The following is a 21771-nucleotide window of genomic DNA, read 5'->3' as shown; positions in this document are numbered from 1 at the left end:
CGGATCGACCGGTCAGGTGGGATCGATCCGCGGCTGTGCGAGTGCGCTCAGCGTGGCATCGATCGCCCGGTCGCCGGCATAGCGCGCGCGGATGCGGCGGACGAATCCGGCCGACCCCCATTGTTCGCCGCGCGCCCGCGCATCGTTCAGGATCGTGACCAGCGTCGCCCGGTCGCCCGCCACCGCCGCGACGAAGGCGGGCCAGCTATGGTCGGGCTGGTCGTCATTCTGGGTGATCGCCACCGCGCGGCTGAGGATCACCGCATAGGTCGCGGCCGGGCCGTTGCCGGCACGCCGGTCGCTGTCGATGGTCCGCTGGAGCGCGGTGCTGTAGGTGATGAGCTCGGGCTCGCCCCGCGCGTGGGCGCGGGCGGCGAGGTGGCGGGCATAGCCGGCAAGGTCGCCCTCGGCGAGCGCGGTGACGCTCAGCGCGTCATGGACGCTGGCTAGCGTCGGATACTGGCTGGCGAGGGTGGTGAGCAGCGCCTGCGCCTGCGCGGTGCGCCCCGCCGACCACAGGCCCCAGCCATAATCGGCGAGCAGCCATGGCGCGCCGGGCGCCAGCGTGCGTGCGGCGTCGAATTCGCGCTGGGCGGCGGGGTCCTCGCCATTGTCGGCAAGGATATTGGCATACCAGAGATGCGCCAGCGGATCGCCCGGGGCGTGGCCGATGGCGCGGCGGAACAACTCGCCCGCCAGCTGCGGCTTGCCGTCCCACCAATAGGCGATGACCCCGTCGACCCGGTCGGCGACCGCCGAGCGCGGATCGATCGCCCGCGCCGCCGCCGCCGCCGCCCGCGCCCGGCCGATGCTGAGCGTGTCGGAGGCCGATCCGAATTCGCGGGTCAGCAGCCATGCCTCGGCCAGCGCCTCCTGCACCTCGACATTGCCGGGATGGGTCTGGGCGAGGCGGGTGAGCGTGGCGATGGCGGCGTGGAGGCGCGGGGCGCTGCGCATCGCCACATCGTCGCGCGCGGCGACGAAACGGGCATGGGTCACCGCGTCGAGCCGGTCGATCGAGGGGCCGATCCAGTCGATCGCGGCGACGCTGACCCCCAGCAGCGCCAGCGCGCCGAGCACGATCGGCCAGCGCCGCGGCGGGGCGGGGCGGGGCAGCGCCAGCGGGTCGGAGGCTGGCAGTGGAACAGGGGGCGCGGCGGGTGGCGGGTCGGCGGGCGCGGGGTCGGGCGGCAGCGCCTCTTGTCCCGAGATCCAGGCGTCGAGTTCGTGGGCCAGTGCATAGACGCTGCGGGCGCGGCCGCCGGGCAGGGCATGGACCGGCAGGCCGCGCTCGCGTGCCCAGCGGATCGCGGTCGAGCGGTCGCGGCCGAGATAGGCGGCGATCGACTTCCATCCCTCGATCCGTCGTGCCGCTTCCCCGCCCTGCGCCATCGTGTCGCCACCCCCCGGCTTTCCTACTCGATACCGGGTACGCCACGGACCGTCCAGCGAGGGGGCGGGCAAAGGTGACGAAGGTGCCACGTAACGCATGGTGCGCGGGGTGGGGACGCGCATCCGGCCGGACCGGCCGAGCATGACGGGGGCGGGGCGTGTAGGAAAGGGTTAGGTGGCCTGTGTCTGCAGGCTGGCGAGGATCCGCTCAACGACGAGGTCGATCCCGCCACCAATCCGCATTTCGGCGAGACTTTCGGCGATCGAGGCGTCGAGCGCTGACAGCAGGGCGGGATCGGCGGGGGGCGGTGTGTCGTTGGCGGACATGGGGCGGCAGGCTATCGTGTCGAGATCGGATCTGGAAGACGGACCGGTCGAGCAAGGGAGAGCGTCATGACGACGAAGCCGGAAGGCGGCGATGGAAGCGATGATCTTGCCCGGATCAACGCGGCGATCGCGCGGGGGCTGGCCGATGCCGAAGCGGGGCGGGTCACGCCGGCGGAGGAGGTGTTCGATCGGCTCGAGGCGAAATATCGGGCGATGCTTCGGCACAAGGTTGGCGGCTAGTACCTTTTGCAGCCTCAGCGCGTGCGGCGGCGCCCCTCCACCAGCTTCGCTGGTCCCCCTCCCCATAGGATGGGGAGGATTAGTGGTCTACATGTCGACACGTCGACCCGTTGCCTTCGCCGCCATGCCGCGCACATCCACCCGTGCCTTCAGCCTTGCCCCCAATAGCGCGGTGCCGCTGATCTTGCGTTGGACGAACAGGGTTTCGACATGGGGCACGTGCCACGTCGCCCGGTCGGTGGCGAGCGCGCGGGCTTCCTCGCGGACCACCGGCACGAAGGCGCGGTCGCCGAAGTCGAAGGGGCCGGGGCGCGCCATGGCGTCGTCGATCGCGGCGATGATCCGGTCGACCGCGCCACGATGCGCCGCTACCGCCGCTTCGCCCAGAAAGCCGGTTTCGACCGCCACGTCGCGGATCGTGTCGCGGTCGTGCGCGAGGCCAGCGGCGATCAGGCGGGCGTACGCGTCGGCAGTGTCGGGCGGGACCGGACGGGTCGCGCCGAAATCGAGCAGGACGATGCGGCCGCTGTCCGCCTGCCAGCGATAGTTGGCGAAATTGGGGTCGGTCTGCATCTTGGCGAATTCGAACAGTTCGCGGAGCACCAAGTCGATCAGCGCGGTCATCGCCGCGTCGCGCGTCGCCTGCGGTGCGGTCGCCAGCCCCTCGATCGGGGTGCCGTCGATATAGTCCATGGTGAGGATGCGCGGCGTGGTCAGCGCGTCGACCGGTGCCGGCACGACATAGCGGGTGTCGCCGGCAAGCCGCTCGCCATAGCGGCGCATCGCGTCGGCCTCGCGCAGATAATCGGCTTCGTCGGCCAATTGGCGCTTGGCCTCGGCGAGCAGTGGTTTGAGGTCCAGTTCGCGCGGCAGCAGGTTGGAGACGCGCAGCAGCGTCGCGACATTGTCGACATCGGCGTCGATGCTTTCGCGCACGCCGGGATATTGCACCTTGATGGCAAGGCGGCGGCCGTCCTTCAGCTCGCCGCGATGGACCTGCCCGATCGAGGCGGCGGCGATCGGGTTCGCGTCGAACTTGCCGAGCTTCGTCCGCCAGTCGGGGCCCCATTCGGCGATCAGCAGCCGGTCGAGCTGCGCGGGCGGCATGGGCTGGCCCTGATTGCGCAGTTGGGCGAGGATGGTCGACAGTTCGGGCGGCAACAGGTCGCCCGCATCCATCGAGATCATCTGCCCCAATTTCATCGCCGCGCCGCGCAGGTGCGACAGGCGATCGGCCATGCGCTTGGCATTGGCGGGGGTGAGGATCAGGTCGCTCATGTGCGGGCGCTCGCCGCTGGCGAGGCGTCGTGCCCCCTCGGCCAGCACGCCGCCCGCTATGCCGCCGGCCAGGCGGCCGAAACCGGACAGGCGCGACAGGCGGCCGGCGGGAACGGCGCGGCCGGGGCGGTTGGGTTCGTCGGTCATATCGGCGGAGCGACTGGGGTGGCGTTGGGTTCCGGTGCGTGGGGGACGGCGCCGAAGAAGGCTGGTTCACGCGGAGGCGCGGAGATGCGGAGGGAAGAAGATATGGGTTCACGCGAAGGCGCGAAGGGCGAAGAAGAAATGGTTCGCGCAGAGGCCCAGAGGGGGTGCGCCTTTGGTGGACGTCCCTCCGCGCAAGCGGCCTTTGGCTACCTGTCAGCGGGGAAGAGGTGTCTCCCCGATCGCGGGCGCTCGCTCGGACCCCTCTGCGCCTCCGCGCCTCTGCGCCTCTGCGCCTCTGCGCCTCTGCGCCTCTGCGCCTCTGCGCCTCTGCGCCTCTGCGCGATCAATCTATCTTCTTCGCGCCTTCGCGTGAACCATTATCCCTTTTCCATGAAAATAGATCAGAAACGGGATAACGTATCGGACCATCCGAACCCTGACGGTGAGCCTGTTTTGATGGAAGGAAATGCGACCATGCATATTCGCCCGATCCGGAGCGATACCGATCATGAGGACGCGCTGCGCGAAATCGAAACATTATGGGGGGCGGAGGAAGGGACCGAGGCAGGGGACCGGCTCGACGTGCTGGTGACGCTGGCCGAAACCTATGAACGCCAGCGCTGGCCGATCGAGTCGCTCGATCCGGTGCAGGCGATCGAGGCAGCGATGGAAACGAACGGCTATACCCGTGCCCAACTGGCCGCGTTGATCGGACAGTCGCGTGCGACCGAGATACTGGGTCGCCGCCGGGGGCTGACGCTGCCGATGATCCGGGCGATTTCGCAAGCGTGGCACGTTCCTGCCGAGGTGCTGGTACAGGATTATGCGCTGACCGGTCGTTAGGGCGGTGATCGGGATGTCGACATGTAGGCGTGTCTAAGCTGTTAGGCGGCTATTGCCGATCAGGCCCTTGATCGGGGTAGGATGACCCGGTCCTTCCCTGCATAACCTGCCCCGGGCAGAGGCGAAATGCCCCTCGCACTGACTTGTCAGGCGCGACGATGGCGGTTCGGCAATGCCAAGTAATCGCGACCGGTCGTCACTCGCGAAGGATGTAGTACAAATTCTTAATCCTGTATGTCTATCGGCGGGACATGCAAATCCCGGTCCATCCGATCGATCTGACGACGATGTTTTTCGCCAATGGGATGACGTCGCTTGCGACTGCATTGCTGTTCCTGGGGTTCTGGCGCGTTACCAATTACCTGACGCGATCGGACAGCCTGTTGTACTGGGGGGCGGCCTATGGGCTGTTGAGCATCGGTTTTATGATGATGGCGTCCAATATCGTCGGGTTGGTGGTGCCGCGGGGCCAGTTGATCGCGAACCTGGCGATCGATGCCGGGATCGCGCTGTCGCTGGTCGCGACCAACCGGTTGTTCGGCCGCCCGGTGCGTGAGAACTGGCCGATCGCGGTCGCGGTGGTGATTGCGGTCGGCGAAGTTGCCTATGCCCTGTCACGGCCGGTGCCCGATTACAGCGTCATGCTGATCGTCGGCGTCGCGGTGCGCGGCCCGTTGACGGTCGCCACCGGGCTTGCATTGTGGCGCCATGCCGATGCGTCGCATCGCCCGCCGGCTAGGCTGGCGGCGATATTCCATTTCGCCTGGGCCGCGACGATGGCGATGCGGGCGGTGCCGGTGCTGATCGAAACGCAGGATATGCATGCGTTCGAAATCAGTTCGGTCGTGGCGCTAGTCGTCCGGCTGCTGCTGTCGTGGGTGATCGCGATCTGCCTGTTGTGGATGATCGCACGGCAGCTCGACGAACGGCTGATCCGCTATGCCAATTGCGACACGCTGACCGGCCTGTCGAACCGGCGGGTGATGTGGGAGGCGGGCACGCAGCGCATCGCCGCGCCCGACCGCAACGGGGGCGATGTGGTGCTGATCCTGCTCGACATCGATCATTTCAAGCAGGTCAACGACCGCTGGGGGCATCCGGCGGGCGATGCGGTGCTGGCAACGGTGGCGAAGCGGATCGGCGAAACCGTGCGGCCGGGCGATCTGGTCGGCCGGGTCGGTGGTGAGGAGTTCATGATCCTGCTCGGCACCGCATCGCCGGTTGTCGTCGCCGATCTGGCCGAGCGCGTCCGCTCGGCGATCGAAGCGACGCCGATCGTCGTTGCCGAGGGCCATGAGATCCGCTGCACGATCAGCTTGGGGTGCAGCCGGACCGGCCGGGGCGGCGCGAGTTGGGAAACGCTGATCGCGCAGGCCGATGCCGCGCTCTATGCCGCCAAACATGGCGGGCGCAACCGGGTGGTCGACCATGCCGCGCTTGCCGAAGCAGCCTGACGCGGGCGGGTTGACGTTCCGCTACCAGTTATCCCTTTTACATTGGAATTTCCCGAAAAAGGGATAACGGTGCGGTCATGTTGGACCTGACCGCACAACAGACCCGGCAATGGATCGATTGCGAACAGCTTTACGCCACCTATCGCGACACGACCCGCGAACTGGCGACACGTTTTGCCGGGGCAATGTCCTGGAAGACGGTCAAGGACCGGACCTATCTGTACCGCAAGACGGGCGATACGTGGAAAAGCCTGGGCCCCGAGGATGATCGTACCCGGGAAGCGTATGCCGCCTTTCATCAGGGGCGCGACGCGTTGCGTGCGCGACGCGAGATGCTCGACCAGCGGTTGCGCGAAATGGCACCGGTCAACCGGGCGATGCGCCTGGGCCGGGTGCCGGTACTGTCCGCGCGGATCATCCGTCGGCTCGACCGTGAGCGGTTGCTGGGGGGCGGGCTGAAGATCGTCGGGACGCACGCCCTCTACGCCTATGAGGCGATGGGGGCGGTACAGTTCGGCGAGGAAGCGATGACCACGATGGACATCGACATCCTGTACGACGCGCGGGTGTCGCTGAAGATGGTCGGCACGATGCAGGCCGACGGACTGATCGGACTGTTACAAGGACTGGACAAGAGCTTTCGCGCCAGCGCGCCGGGCAGTTTCCGGGCGGTCAACGATGCCGGCTATATGGTCGACCTGATTACGCCCGCCGCGTGCTTTGCGACCGTCCCACGGTCGCAGGCACGGATCGGCGAGCGCGACGACGATCTGGCGGCGGTGGAGATTGCCGGGCTGGCATGGTTGGAAAACGTACCGGTGATCGAGCGGATCACCATCGACGAACAGGGGTTTCCGCTGCTGCTGATCGTGCCCGATCCCCGCGCGTTCCTGTGCCACAAGCTGTGGGTTGCGGGTCGCAACGATCGCGAGGTGATGAAGCAGCGGCGCGACCGGCATCAGGCACATACGCTGGCTGAGATGCTGGCGACCCGGCTGCCGGGAATGCGGTTCGACGATCCGGTACTTACCGCCGTGCCGGCGGCGGTGCTGGCGCCGGGGGCCGATCTGGTCGCGTCGTTTGCCGGTGGTTCGGGAGTGGGCTGGGACGAATGAACGGCGCGATCCGGGCATTACCGGATCGCGCCCTATCTTCAGAACGATGCCGAGATCGTCACGCCGTACGTCCGCGGGTCGCCGGGCTGGCCGACGATCAGGCCGGTATTGCCCGACTGGGTCGCGAGCAGTTCATAGTAATTCTGGTCGAAGGCGTTGCGCAGCCACAGGAACGCGTTCCACCCGGCATCGGCGCGATAGCCCAGACGGAAATTGGTGAGGGCGTAGCCGTCGATATAGGTATAGGCCGAGGGCGACGGGTTGGACGAGAAGCGCGAGCGATAGCTGCCGTCGAAGCCGAGATAGGCATTGCCGTCCTCTCCGCCGATCCGCGCGGGCAGGGCATATTCGGCGCCATAGCTGAACGCCCATTTCGAGATGCCGGGCAGCCGCTGTCCCGATACGTCGCAGGCATTGGGGCTGATCCCGCCGGGGGTGCCGGGCGCGCTGGGCGTCTCGCCCGCCGCCGGTGCGCGGCCGCCCGACAATTCGGGCGGGCAGGGCGCGTCGGTGAAGCGGACATATTTCGCGTCGGTATAGGCGGCGTTGGCATAGAGGTTCAGCCGCTCGGTCGGGCGGAAGGCGGTGTCGAGCTCGACCCCGCGGGTGCGCACCTGATCGGCATTCGCCAGATAGCCGCGCAGCACACCGAGCTGTCCGTTGGTGACGGTCGCCTGATAGTCGCTGATATCGGTCCAGAAGGCGGCGAGGTTGGCGGTGATCCGCCGATCAAGCCACTGGGTCTTCACGCCCAGTTCGTAGTGATTGACCTGTTCGGGCTTGACCTGTGCCGCCGCCAGGATCGGGTTGTTGCTGCCGTCGAGCGGCAGGCCCGACAGGTTGATGCCGCCCGACTTATAGCTGCGGGCATAGGTGGCGTACGCATGGACGTCGCGCGCCACGTCATAGGCGAGGGTGACGTCGCCCGACACGTTCCAGTCGTCAAAATCGGGGCGGTAGCTTTGCGGGGCGAGCACGCCGCGCTGGTCGTTGGTCAGCGTGGTCGATCCGCTGCCGGTGGTGACGACCGAGACATACGACCCAGTCTTCTTGTCATAGTTCACGCGCACGCCCGGCGCGATCGAGAGCGCGTCGGTGATGTGCCACGTCGCCTTGCCGAATACCGCCGCGCTGGTGTTCGAGAAACCGATGGTGTTGCGCGCGGTCAGGCCGTTCAGCACCGCCGGGTTGCACGCCGCGGTCGTCGCGGTGGCGCAGCCGGCGCTGCCCGGCGCGACATTGCCGGGGTTGAGCAGGAAGCGCGAGGCGGCCGGGCCCTGTACCTGCAGTCCCTGGGTATCAATGGTCTGGTGGAAATAGAACAGGCCGGCGACGTAATCGACCGGACGCTTGCCGTTCGACGCGACGCGCAGTTCCTGGCTCCACTGGCGCTGCTGCGACGGATTGGCGGAGACGGTGGTGATCGGCAGGCCGGTGAAGTCGCGGTCGTTCGACGGGTCCCAGTCCCAGAACCGCCATGCGCTGACCGAGGTCACCGTCGCGCCGCCGAGATCGAGATTGCCGACCAGCGAGACGCCGCCCAGCTCCTGTCGTGCACGCAGCGGCGTGTCGAGGTCGGTCAGCCGGTCGAAGGCGTTGGTCGAGGGCGGGGCATAGCCGAACGCGGCGGCGAGCGCGGCATATTGCCGGTTCAGCGGGCGCTGCGTCGTGCCGGTGCGGACATAGATTTGCGCGCAGCAATCGGGGTTCTGGTGCCCATAATCGCCGTACAGCGTCACATCGAGGTTCGGCGCGGGCGTCCACAGCAGCTGGCCGCGCACGCTCTGATTGTCCTGTGCATTGGCATAGCCGCCGAGCACGGTGTTGCGGATCGTGCCGCGCCGCGAGGTGACCGAGGCGGAGATGCGCGCGGCCAGCTTGCCGTCGACGAGCGGGCCGGAGGCGGAGGCCTTGGCCTGGATGAAGTCGTAATTGCCGGTGGTCAGTTCCACGCGCGCTTCGGGGGTGAAGCTGGGCTTGCGGGTCGTGATGTTGATCGCGCCCGCCGTGGTGTTCTTGCCATAGAGCGTGCCCTGCGGCCCGCGCAGGATCTCGATGCGTTCGGTGTCGGTGAAGTCGAACGTCGCAGAGGCAATGCGGCTGTAATAGACGCCGTCGACATAGATGCCGACGCCCTGTTCGATGCCGTCGTTGGTGAGACCAAAGGGCGCGCCCAGGCCCCGGATATTGGCAGCCGAATTGCGCGGGTTGGTCGAATAGAATTGCAGCGTCGGTTGCAGCTGGGTCAGGCGGTTGACGTTGTACGCGCCGGTATCGGCCAGCGTCGTGCCGCCAATGACCGAGATGGCGATCGGCACCGACTGCACGGTTTCGACGCGGCGCCGCGCGGTGACGACGATCTCGCCGCCGCCCTGTGCCGGGGCGAGGCGGCCGGTGTCGGGGCGGGGCGTGTCCTGTGCGTCGGTGGTTTCGGGGGTGGCGGGGGTGGCTTGGGCGGGCGCGACCGGTTCGGGCGCCACCGGGGTGGCGACCTGCGCCAGAATCAGCGCCAACGACAATGCCATAGATAATCTCCCTGTATTGAGTGGGAGAATGGCGGAGGCGGCATTGCCGAGCAATAGAGTGGGGATTTAGGCCGGGGGTAGTTTTGCTTGGGGGGCAGTAATCTTCGGCAAGGTGCCGGCATCCGCTTCTTGTGCAGGTTTAACCTGCTAACCTTTATTATGGATCGAGTATAGCGGTCATGATAAAGGCTGCCGATGCGCCGTGACGACCTGTGCCATGCGATCCGCCAGCGGCTCGAACGCCTGCCCGAACCCTATGCGGCGCATTATGGCGTGGTGCCGCCGCCCCCACCCGAGGACGCGGTGCCGCTGGGGCAGGGGCTGGCTAGCCATCAGCGCGCGACCGAGGCGCTGGCGCAGATCGACATGCTGGCGCGGCAGATGGGCGACCCCTATCCGGTCAGCCGCCTGCTCAGCCGGCGTGAGGCGGTGAGCAGTTCGTCGATCGAGGGGACGCACAGCACGCTCGACGAGCTGCTGACACTGGAGGAGGAAGCGGGTAACGAGCGGCGCGACGCGGCGCGGCAGGTCCGCGACTATGCGCTGATCCTCGACCGGCTCGTGCCGCAGGCGGCGGCGCAGGGGCCGGCGATCTTCACGCGCGAGCTGATCGCTGAACTGCACCGCGGGGCAATGCGGAGCGATCCCGACTATGGCGATATCCCGGGGGTGCTGCGCGACCGGGTGGTGTGGATCGGCGGGGTGCGCGACATCGCCTATTCGCTCTACAACCCCGCCCCGCCGGCGCGGGTGCCAGCGTGTCTCGACGACAGCATCGCCTATCTGCGGGCCGAGGGGATGCAGGTCATGACCCAGAGCCTGATTACGCGCATGGCGATCGCCCATGCCTATTTCGAAGCGGTGCACCCCTATCGCGACGGCAATGGCCGGGTCGGGCGGCTGTTACTGCCGCTGATGATGGCCGCCGATGGCAAGGTGCCGCTGTACCTGTCACCCTATATCGAAGCGCATACATCCGCCTATTACGACGCTCTGAAGGCGGCGCAGCAGCGGCTCGACTGGGCGCCGATGGTCGCTTTCATCGCCGATGCGATCATCGGTACGGTCGACGAGCTGATGGCGACGCGCGCGGCGCTGGTCCGGCTTGGGGGCATGTGGCAGGCGCGGCGGCGCTATCGGGACAAGTCGGCGGCGCTGCGCGCGCTCGACCTGTTGCCCGACTATCCGGTGATTACCGCCGGACGGCTTGGCGAACGGCTCGGCGTGTCGGCTCCGGCGGCGAATACGGCGATCGCGCAGCTGGTCGAGGCGAGGGTGTTGGTCGAGCGGACCGGCTATCGTCGCAACCGGGTGTTCGTGGCGCAGGACGTGTTGCGGGTGCTCAACCGGCCGTTCGGCGCGGAACCGATCTTGGATTAGAGCGGCCGGCCCGCCTGCGCGCGCTCCAGCTCGACGGGATCGTGGGTGCAGGTGACGGTCACTTCGTCACGGCGGTCGATCGACAGGCTGCGAAGGCGCGACTGGTTGTCCATCCGGCTGCGCGCGTCGACCTCCATCAGCCGTTGATAGGCGCGCAGGCCCGGCGTGCAGCTGCGGCGGGCCGATCGCATCTCGCCACGGTAGAAATAGGCGTCGCCGGCATGGAGCAGCCAGCGGCCATCGGCCTGGCGGATCGCGACGCCGGCATGGCCCCAGGTGTGGCCGGGTAGCGGCACCAGCAGGAGTTCGGGCGGCAGGCCGGTCAGGTCGCGGACCGCGTCGAAGCCGAACCACGGCTCGCCGTGCGCGCCATAGCGCTGCCAGTGGTGCACCCCGTCGAGCTGGCGCGGACGCCAGCGGTTGCGGGCGACGATGCCGGCGCGCGGGCCGGTCGCGTCGTCATATTCGCGCTGCATGACATGGACGGTGGCGTTCGGGAAATCCTCGAGGCCGCCGGCATGGTCGAAATCGAGATGGGTGACGAGGATGTGGCGCACGTCGTTCGCGGTGAAGCCCAGCGCCTCAATTTGCCGGATCGCCGTCTCGTGCTCGCGCAGGCGGATGTTGAGCAGCATCCGCCATGGCAGGGTGATGCGCGGATCGAGGTGGCGGTGCGGATGGTCGACGTCTTTGAGGCCATAACCGGTATCGACCAGCACCAGCCCGTGCGCATCGGTCTCGATCAGCAGGCAGTGGCAGACGATCTGCCCGAGCGGACCGACGCTGCGCCCGTCGAACAGCGCCCCGCCCAACGGGCAGTCGGTGCCGCAATTAAGGTGGTGGATGCGCATGGCGGTGGCTCCCAGTTGTGGTGGGGCAACGGGTGGGGAGGTGATAAGTGTCTTTAGTGGTAGGCAAATCTTATTAATCTGGGACAGGAAGAAGGTTGGTTCACGCGAAGGCGCCGAGGCACGAAGAGAAGAAGAGAGGGATTTCGCGCAGAGGCGCAGAGAGGTCGCGGTCGAAGCGAGCGCTCGCGATCGGGAGACGCCTGCGTCCGCTGCAACGGGGATGAGGCCCGCTGGCGCGGGGGGGGGGGGGGGCCGCGAACGCCTCCTCTGCGCCTCTGCGCGAAATCTACCTTCTTCCTGCTCTCTTCGAGCCCTTCGCGCCTTCGCGTGAACCTATGCGAACCGCGCCTTCGGGATATGCGTGATTCGGCAGGCAAGGTCCGCCTCGCCCGAAGCTACGACATAATGGTCGCCGTCGTCCGCAATGCCGGTCGTGAACACTACGTCGCGGACGTACATCTGCTCCTCTAAGTCTCGGGTCAGCTCGGGGTTAGCCTCCAGCAGCGGAGCATGGTCGGTCGCCACCGTCCGGCTCGGGTCGTTCGCGTCGAGGATCGACCAATAGGTGCGATAGACGCCGATGATCTCCTTAGGCTCGACGCCGTGCCACAGCGTCAGCCAGCCCCGGTCGGTCCGGATCGGCGGCGTGCCCCCGCCCATACGTGCCGTCGCGACCGTCGCGGCATGCGGGCGGATGCCGGGCTTCAGGTACGGTTTCCAATGCCGCGCATCGGGCGAGGTGGCGAGGTTGATCGACGGCCCGGCACGCCACTCGCTACCCGGCGGATAGGCGAAATAGAGGTCGCCGAGCGGCCGGGTCTGCGCCCAATACTGCCCGTCGATCCGGCCCTCGAAGATCAGCATGTCCTTGTTCTGATGGTCGAGCACGATGTCGGCGAAGCTCCAGTCGAGGCCGTTGGTCGAGGTATAGAGCGTGGTCGAATGCCGCTCCGGGCTGACCGAACAGGTCGTCATCAGCCATTCGTCGCCGACCTTGCTGATTCGCGCATCCTCGACGCCGTACATCTGGAAATCACCCTGTGGTGCCACGGCGCGATCGTAATGGAGCGCGACGACCTCCAGCCCGTTGGGGGTCAGCTCGACCGGCAACAGCCATGACAGCGAGGTCAGCGCCATCACCTGCCAGCGCCCGCCGTTCAGCAGAAACTTGCGCGGATCGGCGGTGTCGACCGCGTCCAGCGGCCGTGCGTCGAGCATATACCGCCGCTCGCTCCAACGGATATTGTGGATATGGCCGTCGAAGGTCGGTTTCCGCAGCGCCTCGGCGACCCGCACCATCATCAGCAGATTGCCGCTGGGCAACCGCGTCAGCGCCGGGTTGAACGCGCCCAGCACATAGGTCTCGACCCCCAATTGCCCGGCGAGCGGCGAGCGCGACAGGTCGATATCGTCGGGGGTCAGGACCAGTCGGTCGATGGCGAAGCTCATTCCTCCGCCTGATCGCGCGGGACGATGGTCAGTTGCTGGACGATGGCGCGGCGGGGCTGGGTCAGCAGGTAATGGACGCCGACCGCGATATCCTCGGCGCGCAACATGGTTTCGTCGGCGATGCGTTCGCGCTGCTCGTCAGGCTGGATATCGGGCAGCTGCATGTCGGAGCCGGTCAGGCCCGGTTCGACATTGCTGACGCGAATGCCCTTCGGCCCCAGTTCGCGGCGCAGCGCCTGGGTAAAGCCCTGAATCCCGTACTTGATCCCGGCATAGATGGTCGATCCCGGCCCCAGTGCATAGGCGCTGGTCGATCCGATGAAGACGATATCGCCCGCGTCGCCGACGCGTTTGGCGGCGTGGTGCGCGCTCAAGAGATAGCCGGTGAAGTTGATCGCGATCACCTCGCGCAGCGTCGCCTCGTCGGTGTCGGTGATCCCCTCGGCGGCGACGGCGGCGTTGATGATGGCGGTGTCGATGCCGCCCATTTTCTCCTCGGCGGCGTCGAAGAAGTGGGCGACATTGTCGGCCTCGGCTAGGTCGATGGCGATCCCGCTACCTCTGCCGACTTCCTCGATCCGGGCGAGCGCCTCGGCGAGATGGTCTTCGTTCCGGCCGCACAGGAATACCTCGGCTCCTTCGCTGGCGAGCAGCACCGCGATGGCGCGGCCGATGCCGGTGGTCCCGCCGGTAATCGCCGCGCGGCGACCGGCGAGGGTTGGTTGTTGCGTGTGCGCGTCGGTGGCGGGGGTCATGGGCGGCTCCTATCGCTGTCGGTTCGACAAGCGAGGCAGGGCGCGGGAGGTTCCTTTGCGAATGCAGTAACTTGGGTGAGGGTGGTCGATCCACCTCCGTTCAGTTCGAGCCTGTCGAGAACGGATAGTGTGCGGCGGGTTCTCGACAGGTGCTTCTCGACAGGCTCGAAGCTGCTCGAACCGAACGGAGGGAAGGGGGAATTTACCGCCCCTTGAGCGCTGCCGCTTCCGCCGCCGCGTCCAGTGGGTCGCTCGCTGCCATCGCCTGCCCATCGGCCATCAGCGTGGCCATCGGCGATCCGGCTTGGGCATAGGCGGTGCCGCCATTGCCGGCCATGCCGCCGCGCAATTGTTCGATCCGCCATGGTCCCTGCCCCTGCGCACAGGCGATGCCGCCGGTGGTGCCTGTTCGAAGGTGCGGCACAGGCCGCCGGCGCGGTCGCGGAAGGTGATGCCGATGCGGACCGGGCGCGGGGTGGTTTGTGGGGGTGCCGGACACCGGTGCGGTAGGGGCGAGCCACATCTCACCCAAAGCGTCGCCCCAGCGAATGCTGGGGCATCGCGCGGCTCCTGCGACGCTATCACCGGAAGATCCCAGCCTTCGCTGGGATGACGTCGGTGCAGGGCGGAGGAAAATTCTTCCCCCCGCAAAAAATCCCCCTCGCCGGGATTAAACCGGAAACGGCATCCGTTCTCCTTGTCGAAGCGCCTTTGCAGGCGCACCAACCAAGGAGACATTGCGATGAAGACCCTGTTCCTGTGGGCGCGGCGTTGGCCACAGTGGCGATTACCTCGGCTTCGGCGCAGCTGGTGGGCGGCGGTGGCGGGCTGACCGGTGGTCTGGGCGGCAGCCTGAGCGGCAATCTCGGCGGCAGCCTTGAGCGGAGCGTCACCCCGACCCTCGACCGGGTCCGCGATGGCGCCGACACCAGCGTTCGCAGCGCGCGGCGCGGCAGCGGCGAGGTGACCGCCGAGCGCAGCGTCGATCGCCGCAGCGGCCGGGTCCGGGCCGGCGGGTCGGCACGCGGCGACGACGCGGCCGACAGCACGGTGCAGGCGCTGGGCGGGACGCTCGGCGGCGCGGGCAGCTTGAGCGGCGCGGCTTCGGGAAGCGGGTCGGGTTCGGCCGGCAACGGATCGGCATCGGGATCGGGCGAGGGCGCGCTGTCGCTGATGGGTAGCGGGGCACTGCCCGCGCTCAACCCCGGCAGCATGGTGCGCGACGCGATCGGCCGCGTCCAGTCGGTCCGCCGCAACGCCGCCGGCAAGGTCGAGGCGGTGATGATGGCAGTCGGCCGCCTCACCGCGACTCTGCCCGCCGACAATTTCCACGTGCAGGGCGACGTGCTGGTTTCGGCGATGGGCGAGGGTCAGGTGACGCGCGCTGCGAAGGGCCAGGCGGAGTAACGGCCTATTATTTTTATGGGAACGTCGGCGGCAGGGGGATCCTGTAGCCGGCGTTCTATATTTGCGGACCAGGCTGGGTACTCGTTCGCGGAGAAGCAATGCGGCATCGGGTTTCAACTTGGGGCAAGCCCGGTCACCATATCGATGTAGCGCCAATGGACCGTCGGTTGCCCGATACGTCGGATCAGAGTAGCGGGTTTTCGTTAGCCCGGACTGGGCAGTTTTTCGGTTAGAGACGTCATAATGCAACGGATGCTTACGAACGCAGGCACGGTCGTGCGTGAAGGGGTGACCCCTTCGCTGATGGCAGCGCCGCGTGGATTGAAGCGGACGATGGTTATTGTCGGCGATGCCATGGCATGTGTCATCGCGACCGTCATCGCCATCTACCTACGCCTTGGCTATCTACCCGTTCCGACACGTCCGCTTGTCTTTTCGGTGATGTTTTCGGCGGTGTTGTGTCTTGGCGTATTTGCGCTAGGCAACGCCTACCGTGTTCTGTTCCGATATGTTGGTACCTCAACGGTACGGATGCTGGCGCGCAACGTCCTGATCTACGCGATGCCCTATGCCGGCGTCTTTACCTACTACGGCATTAATGGTGTTCCGCGGACATTGGGACTGTTACAGCCTGCCATTTTGTTGATGGTCATTCTGACTGAACGAATGCTGATTGCACAGCTGCTGCAACAGATGGGGTCGGAGCGAACCAGCAGTGATCGGCCGCGTGTTCTCATTTATGGTTCCGGATCGGCAGGCCGACAGTTGTTGATGGCGCTGCGGCAAAGCCAAGAAATGATCGTTGTCGGCTTTGTCGACGACGATATTACCCTGTCGGGTCAGACGCTGGATGGCCTACAAGTAATCCGCCCGGCACAATTGGCCGACGTCATTGCCAAGAAGCGGGTGTCCGACGTGCTGCTGGCCATCCCGTCTGCTACCCGCAAGCGTCGCGATGATATCATCGTCGACCTGCGCCGCTTTTCGGTGAACGTTCGGACACTGCCAGGGATGCTCGACCTTGTGCATGGCCGTGTCAAAGTATCGGACCTGCATGAAGTGACGATCGACGACCTGCTGGGACGTGATCGTGTCGCGCCCGACAGCATGTTGTTGCGTCGCAACGTCACGGGCAAGGTTGTGCTGGTCACCGGCGCGGGTGGTTCGATCGGCAGTGAATTGTGCCGCCAGATCATTGAGAACGCACCGGCATCGATCCTGCTGCTCGATCATAGCGAGTTCGCCCTGTACGCAATCCACCGCGAACTTTCCGAGCTGGTTGGGCAGGAAGGGCGCAACATCGAAGTCGTTCCGCTACTGGGGTCGGTTGTAGACGAACGAATGGTGAACCATGTTTTTGGAACATGGCGACCGCAGTTGGTGTTCCACGCCGCAGCCTACAAGCATGTTCCGTTGGTCGAGCAGAATGTGGTCGAGGCCGTCCGCAACAACGTGATCGGCACGTTGCGTCTGACCCAGGCAGCGTTGTGTCACGGGACTGCGCATGTCGTGCTGATTTCCACCGACAAGGCTGTCCGCCCGACTAGCATTATGGGGACGACCAAGCGCCTTGCCGAGCAAGTCCTGCAGGCGCTGGCGACCACTCAGTCCCAAACTTGTCTAAGCATGGTGCGGTTCGGCAACGTTCTGGGTTCCAGCGGCTCGGTCGTGCCGCTGTTCCGGGCTCAGGCCCATGCCGGCGGCCCGGTGACGATTACCCATCGCGAAATGACCCGCTATTTCATGCTGATCCCAGAGGCAGCACAGCTGGTCATCCAGGCGGGGGCGATGGCAAAGGGCGGAGAGGTCTTCTTGCTCGACATGGGCGAACCGGTAAAGATCATCGACCTGGCGCACAGCGTCATCGCCCTGTCCGGGCTGACGGTACGCGATGACGCCAATCCCGATGGCGATATCGAAATCCGTGAAGTCGGCCTGCGGCCGGGTGAGAAGCTGTACGAGGAACTGCTGATTGAGGATGCGGCGGAAGCGTCTGACCATCCCCTCATCATGAAAGCCAGCGAAGCGTTCATCTCGTGGGAACGTCTGGAACCAGAGTTGATCCAACTGCAGGCGCTGATCGAACGAAACGACGAAGCCGCGCTGATTAATGCGCTTCAGGCGCTCGTGCCCGAGTTCGTCGGCCGGCGGGATGCCGTTGCGAGCGATGTGGTCAGACACCCTGCAATGTCGGGATAATCTTCTTGGCGGCGGGGCCGATCCATGCACCGCGCGACTGACATTGACGTTTCGAATGCTGTTGGGCACTCATTGCCCATGTTACGTCAAATCTATCTTGGGCCGGTCGGACGATTGATATCGTTCCTCATGCGAACTATTGCGTGGTTCAAACGGCCATTCATGGTCTATGGCTATCGGGACCGCGTTTCGGGGCAATTCCGCAAGCTGACCCGTATCAGTTCCAATGCCATATTAGGCGACGGCCACCAGATCGCGATCGGCGACAATGTCTGGATCTGGCATCACAGCATCATCGATGGCAGCAATGGCGTGTCGATCGGCGAAGGGGCGCAGATCGGCGCGTGGGTCGGTATCTTTTCGCACGGTAGCCAGGTTTCGGTTCGCCTCTACGGAGCGGACTATATCACCATCCCGAAGGAAGATCGGAAAGGCTATACCAGAGCGGGCGTGCGGATTGGCCGCTATGCCTTTATCGGTGCCGGCGCGAAGATCATGCCCGGCGTCACGATCGGTGATGGCGCACTGATCGCAGCCGGTGCCATCGTGGCGTGTGACGTTCCCGATTTCGGTATCGCCCGCGGCAGCCCGGCCAAGGTGGTAGGTGACGTCCGCAAGCTCGACGAAAAATTTTGGAACGATCCCGACGTTGAGCATCGATATTTCGATCAGGAAGGTCGGGCCACCTGGATCGCGGCAAAAGCATCTCTTTCACAAGAGATCGCATAGCGGTCGGTGCACAGAACTGCTTTTCCGATCCTTCCGGCAAGGTGCGGTACGCAACAGGTAGCCGAGCTACCTGAAAGGTTCGTGACGCAGCCGACGGGCTCAACAGGGCAACTGCCTCGCGGCGGGTCGACTTTGGCTTAGGGCTTGTCGCTCATCGGTCACGATACCACGAGCTTCGATAGGGTCGCCAACCGCTCTAACGTCGGGAGCTGTGCAAGCGCGGGGCTAGCAAGAGCAGTGCCGACCAGCGCAATTTTACTGAGCATGTTTCACCGGGGAACCGGCAGCATGGTGGTGCCAGTTGGCACCGGGCGCACCGATGACTTCGGGGCACTTGCCGACCGGTTGCTTCCCAACGATGCTTTTCCGTCATGGTGGTGGATTGCTGGAGAAGCAGGATGCTTGGAGCGCTTTCCGACCATGTTGAACTGCCGTCATCACCCTGCGGGCGACCGCTGACGCGGCGGGGTGATTTTCGATCCGGGGCGGTGTTGCTTGACGAGCACGATACGTTGGCATCGCGCGCTCCTCCCGTCTTGCCCCAAGCCGAAATCACCGCCGCGCCGGTGATCCAGCCTGATCAGAAAATGCTCTAGCCCTGTCGGGATGTCACGTTGGCCGTCACCATTTCGATCCACGGTACCAAGCGGGCGTGTTGCGTGTCCTTGTTGAATTGCATGCCGATGTTCCACGATGCCTGTCGCAATTGCGCGGCTTGCTCGGGATCTTTTTCGATCGCGACCAGCGCTTGGGTCAGCGATGCTGCATCGCCCGCACGATATTGCATCCCCAGGCCGGACCCTTCGATCCAGTCGCGGACCTCACCCTGCAGGGAATTGACGACGATCAATCCAGCGGCGGTATAGTCGTAGAACTTGTCGCACATTTCGACATTGGAACTCGCCGAATAGCAGGATAACCCGACGTCACACCGCCCGTAGACCCGCGGCAGCATGTCGGGGGCCAGCTTGCCCAGATAGACAAGGTTCGCACATCTCGCAGCCGCGGCTTCAATCTTTGGCCGCTCGGGACCATCGCCGGCGATGTATATCGTAGTGTCGCTGCCTGCGCGTTCCATGGCAGATGCCGCATCAATCATCGGACCGACGTCATAGGACGGGCCCAGCGATCCGGCGAAGATCGCCTTCAGCCCCGGGCCATCGAACGCCAGGGCCATCGCGTCGGGCAACGGTTGCTGCATGACTCTGCGGAATGTCGGCACATCGATCCCGTTATAGACGACTAGCGACGGGATCGACCGGTTCACGGGCAGTTCGTCGAGAATCGAAGTCAAATAAGGTTTGGCGAGTGCCATCGCACCGTCAAGCTTGCCGAACATGGTACGGCGGATGCGATAGATCGGCGCGAACAGCAGGTGGCCGATTGGGCGCGCGCGTGGCGGAAGGCTTTGCACCATCAGTTCCGGCCACAGGTCCATCTGGTCGTAGAGGAGCGTTGCACCGGTCTTCGTCGCAAGCCTGACTCCGGCCAAGCCACCCATGGTGGCGGGTTCGGAGGTTAGGACGACGTCGGGGGGGGGCAGGGTCCGCGCCCGCCGATAGGCACGCCAACCGAAGACGATATCGCGCCAAAACCGGCCTGGACTGATGTTGCGCCGGTATCCTGGCGTTGGAACCAGTCGCAAGACCAACCCCGACGACAGGATGCGATCTTCCCAGTCTCCACTGCGAAACGTTTTGAAATGATGCGAAAAGTTTGACGTCCACCAGATGACGTCATGGCCGGCTGCCGCTAGGGCGGATCCGATCGTGACATAGCTATATTCGCGCCATCCTTCGCCGGGCAGCGGGCCATAGGGATTGAACAGCCAGATGCGGAGGCGGGGGCTGGACATGCTCAACGATCCATCAGGACGGAACGAACAGTCGCGACGATGATCCGCAGATCCCGGCCGAAACTCGGGCGCTCGGCATAGGAGGCACCCATCCGCAATTTATCCAGCATGATGATCTCCAGATAATAGCGGTCGGGGTCGCTTTGCGCCGCCAGCAATTCATTCTCGTTGCGATATTTGATCGACGCCAGATCGGTAATTCCCGGCCGGACGCTCAACACCTTTGCGCGGAGATCCTTCGGGTAACGCGCGACGTAGGAGGGCACGTCAGGGCGCGGACCGACCAAGCTCATGTCGCCACGCAGAACGTTGATGAGCTGCGGCAGTTCGTCGATCTTCCATTTGCGCAGGACGGCACCGATTGGCGTGATCCGCCGGTCGTTGCCGACGGTGATCTCGCGGTCGGTGGCGGTTGCCGGGTCCATGGTTCGGAATTTTAGAATATTGAAGGATTTGCCGCCGCGCCCGACCCGCTGCTGTCGAAAAATCACCGGACCGGGTGAAGACCGGCGAACGGCGATTGCGGCGACCAGCATCAGCGGCGCGGTCACGATCAGCAGGATCGCGCTTACCAACACGTCTACCAGGCGTTTCATCATGATGTTATTTTCTCTGACCGTGCGGCACGGTTGAGGGCATGCCTAGCACCGCACGATGACGCGCCAGTACGCCCGGCATGAATACCCCGCCATAGGACAGGAACAGCGCCAGAATGCCGATGCCGGCCAGCGGATGGCGGAGCATCACCGCTAGCAATGCTGCCGACAGGCTGAGAATCAGGATTTGGCATTGCAAAGTTCCCAACGGAATGCCGCGATTATAGAGCATTGAGGATTCGGCATTGATCATTGCCATGATTGGCAGGATTACGATCGCGAACAGGATCGGTAATTGTGGTGCGGCCAGTGCCACCACGCCACCGATCACCGCGAACGCAGTCACACCGCCCAGCAGCAGGCGACGCTTGTCGAGTATGGTAGCCTCGAAGCTTTCGAACCCGCTGCCGGTCTGGCGATAGAAGATGCGCGAACTCATTGCGTTGATCGTTAGCGATATGATCGCGGCGAAAGAGTGCAGCGACCGGAACAGCGTAACGTTGACCGAAAGGGCGTCCAGATTGCCGGTAAGCTGGGCATGGATCGCCGGAAGGGACACGGCACAGGCCGCAACGAGCTGTTGTGCCAGCGATGTGCCGATATAGCCGCCGATCCAGCGGCGACTGAACGCAGGCGGTACCTCGTTAATCGGTGCGGTAATGGTGTCGACCGTGGCCGCGGCATGGGCCTCGCGGACGGGCAGGGCCAGCGTCACCAGACGCGCCAGCGGAAAGCTGATGATTGGCAGCAACAATATCTGCCATGACAGATGCACCAGCCAGTAGAATGCGATCACCACCGCCAGTAGCGACAGTTCGAGGCCGGACAGCAGCCATTGCCGGCTGCGCTGCGCGATCCAGCGTTCCCATACGAACCCCATCGCTCCAAGAGGCCACGCGCCGATCAGTAGCAGTTGCTGTGCCCAGGAGGTGGGGTAGGACAGGCCTGCAATGAAAACCGCACCGATCAGTGCCAGCGCTACCAACGCATAGATTTGGCGTAGGTTGATGATGGCGTCCAAAGGTTTTACCCCGCGCAAATGCGCAGCGCGGGAAGCCGACTGGATGAGGATGTCGAAAAATGCCAGAAACGGAAGATAGCCAATGACCAGCAGGATATAAGCGTCGCCTGATATGCGGCCAATCGTTAGAACGGAGAATGCGAACGCGGCAAGCCGCGCAACCGACGTCGCCAGCTGCAGACCTGTAAGAAGAAGGTTTTGCATCCGC

General features: G+C 65.1%; 19 protein-coding genes. 8 read left to right on the top strand and 11 right to left on the bottom strand.

All coding sequences use genetic code 11. The annotated features are described in order from the left end of the window. Positions 1 to 12 precede the first annotated feature (12 nt). On the bottom strand, positions 13 to 1392 hold the full coding sequence (locus AAIO73_RS18025; protein ID WP_345879915.1) for a hypothetical protein: 1380 nt from the start codon (positions 1390 to 1392) through the stop codon (positions 13 to 15). 171 nt (positions 1393 to 1563) lie between these two features. Beyond that, positions 1564 to 1719, bottom strand: coding sequence for a hypothetical protein (locus AAIO73_RS18020; RefSeq protein WP_345879914.1), 156 nt, complete (start codon positions 1717 to 1719; stop codon positions 1564 to 1566). A 66-nt stretch (positions 1720 to 1785) separates the two neighbouring features. Here AAIO73_RS18020 and AAIO73_RS18015 point away from each other — a divergent pair, with 66 nt between their 5' ends. After that, positions 1786 to 1959, top strand: a complete 174-nt coding sequence (locus AAIO73_RS18015) for a hypothetical protein (RefSeq protein WP_345879912.1) — start codon at positions 1786 to 1788, stop codon at positions 1957 to 1959. An 87-nt stretch (positions 1960 to 2046) separates the two neighbouring features. On the opposite strand, the gene AAIO73_RS18010 is transcribed toward AAIO73_RS18015, so the two are convergent. After that, on the bottom strand, positions 2047 to 3384 hold the full coding sequence (locus tag AAIO73_RS18010) for an ABC1 kinase family protein (RefSeq protein ID WP_345879910.1): 1338 nt from the start codon (positions 3382 to 3384) through the stop codon (positions 2047 to 2049). Positions 3385 to 3858: 474 nt separating this feature from the next. Between AAIO73_RS18010 and AAIO73_RS18005 the strand changes: the two genes are divergently transcribed. The 3 genes from AAIO73_RS18005 (at position 3859) to AAIO73_RS17995 (ending at position 6796) form a co-directional block, all read left to right on the top strand. Then, positions 3859 to 4227, top strand: coding sequence for a helix-turn-helix domain-containing protein (locus AAIO73_RS18005; RefSeq protein WP_345879908.1), 369 nt, complete (start codon positions 3859 to 3861; stop codon positions 4225 to 4227). 251 nt (positions 4228 to 4478) lie between these two features. Next, positions 4479 to 5681: a GGDEF domain-containing protein gene (locus AAIO73_RS18000; protein ID WP_345879906.1), complete on the top strand. Its 1203-nt coding sequence runs from the start codon at positions 4479 to 4481 to the stop codon at positions 5679 to 5681. 77 nt (positions 5682 to 5758) lie between these two features. Beyond that, positions 5759 to 6796: a GSU2403 family nucleotidyltransferase fold protein gene (locus AAIO73_RS17995; protein ID WP_345879904.1), complete on the top strand. Its 1038-nt coding sequence runs from the start codon at positions 5759 to 5761 to the stop codon at positions 6794 to 6796. 38 nt (positions 6797 to 6834) lie between these two features. On the opposite strand, the gene AAIO73_RS17990 is transcribed toward AAIO73_RS17995, so the two are convergent. Beyond that, positions 6835 to 9321, bottom strand: coding sequence for a TonB-dependent receptor (locus AAIO73_RS17990; RefSeq protein WP_345879902.1), 2487 nt, complete (start codon positions 9319 to 9321; stop codon positions 6835 to 6837). A 195-nt stretch (positions 9322 to 9516) separates the two neighbouring features. On the opposite strand from AAIO73_RS17990, the gene AAIO73_RS17985 reads away from it, so the two are divergent. After that, on the top strand, positions 9517 to 10701 hold the full coding sequence (locus tag AAIO73_RS17985; protein WP_345879901.1) for a Fic family protein: 1185 nt from the start codon (positions 9517 to 9519) through the stop codon (positions 10699 to 10701). Here AAIO73_RS17985 and AAIO73_RS17980 read toward each other — a convergent pair. The 4 genes from AAIO73_RS17980 to AAIO73_RS17965 all read right to left on the bottom strand — a co-directional run bounded on the left by AAIO73_RS17980 (position 10698) and on the right by AAIO73_RS17965 (position 14180). Then, complete coding sequence (locus tag AAIO73_RS17980; protein WP_345879898.1) at positions 10698 to 11552, bottom strand: MBL fold metallo-hydrolase; 855 nt, start codon at positions 11550 to 11552, stop codon at positions 10698 to 10700. The two genes, AAIO73_RS17985 and AAIO73_RS17980, sit on opposite strands and share 4 nt — an antisense overlap. Positions 11553 to 11885: 333 nt before the next feature. Next, complete coding sequence (locus AAIO73_RS17975) at positions 11886 to 13001, bottom strand: glycoside hydrolase family 130 protein (RefSeq protein WP_345879897.1); 1116 nt, start codon at positions 12999 to 13001, stop codon at positions 11886 to 11888. After that, a complete protein-coding gene (locus AAIO73_RS17970) occupies positions 12998 to 13756 on the bottom strand; it encodes an SDR family oxidoreductase (RefSeq protein ID WP_345879895.1) in 759 nt (252 codons plus the stop codon). Before AAIO73_RS17970 ends, AAIO73_RS17975 begins: the two co-directional genes overlap by 4 nt. A 202-nt stretch (positions 13757 to 13958) precedes the next feature. Then, positions 13959 to 14180: a hypothetical protein gene (locus AAIO73_RS17965; RefSeq protein WP_345879894.1), complete on the bottom strand. Its 222-nt coding sequence runs from the start codon at positions 14178 to 14180 to the stop codon at positions 13959 to 13961. 356 nt (positions 14181 to 14536) lie between these two features. Between AAIO73_RS17965 and AAIO73_RS17960 the strand changes: the two genes are divergently transcribed. From AAIO73_RS17960 to AAIO73_RS17950, 3 genes are all read left to right on the top strand, one after another. Beyond that, complete coding sequence (locus tag AAIO73_RS17960; RefSeq protein ID WP_345879893.1) at positions 14537 to 15163, top strand: hypothetical protein; 627 nt, start codon at positions 14537 to 14539, stop codon at positions 15161 to 15163. A gap of 243 nt (positions 15164 to 15406) precedes the next feature. Next, positions 15407 to 17362, top strand: a complete 1956-nt coding sequence (locus AAIO73_RS17955) for a polysaccharide biosynthesis protein (RefSeq protein WP_345879892.1) — start codon at positions 15407 to 15409, stop codon at positions 17360 to 17362. A 162-nt stretch (positions 17363 to 17524) separates the two neighbouring features. Beyond that, the gene (locus tag AAIO73_RS17950) at positions 17525 to 18091 is read left to right on the top strand and encodes an acyltransferase (RefSeq protein WP_345879891.1); all 567 of its coding nucleotides are present in this window, start codon (positions 17525 to 17527) and stop codon (positions 18089 to 18091) included. 592 nt (positions 18092 to 18683) lie between these two features. On the opposite strand, the gene AAIO73_RS17945 is transcribed toward AAIO73_RS17950, so the two are convergent. The 3 genes from AAIO73_RS17945 to AAIO73_RS17935 are packed head-to-tail and all read right to left on the bottom strand — an operon-like array spanning position 18684 to position 21767. Next, on the bottom strand, positions 18684 to 19946 hold the full coding sequence (locus AAIO73_RS17945; RefSeq protein ID WP_345879890.1) for a glycosyltransferase: 1263 nt from the start codon (positions 19944 to 19946) through the stop codon (positions 18684 to 18686). Positions 19947 to 19948: 2 nt separating this feature from the next. Continuing rightward, on the bottom strand, positions 19949 to 20545 hold the full coding sequence (locus AAIO73_RS17940) for a sugar transferase (RefSeq protein ID WP_345879888.1): 597 nt from the start codon (positions 20543 to 20545) through the stop codon (positions 19949 to 19951). A gap of 4 nt (positions 20546 to 20549) precedes the next feature. Beyond that, a complete protein-coding gene (locus tag AAIO73_RS17935; RefSeq protein ID WP_345879886.1) occupies positions 20550 to 21767 on the bottom strand; it encodes a hypothetical protein in 1218 nt (405 codons plus the stop codon). Positions 21768 to 21771 lie beyond the last annotated feature (4 nt).

Source organism: Sphingomonas epibiotica (genome assembly GCF_039615155.1).
Taxonomy (GTDB): domain Bacteria; phylum Pseudomonadota; class Alphaproteobacteria; order Sphingomonadales; family Sphingomonadaceae; genus Sphingomonas.
This window is presented reverse-complemented; position numbering and strand designations above follow the sequence as displayed.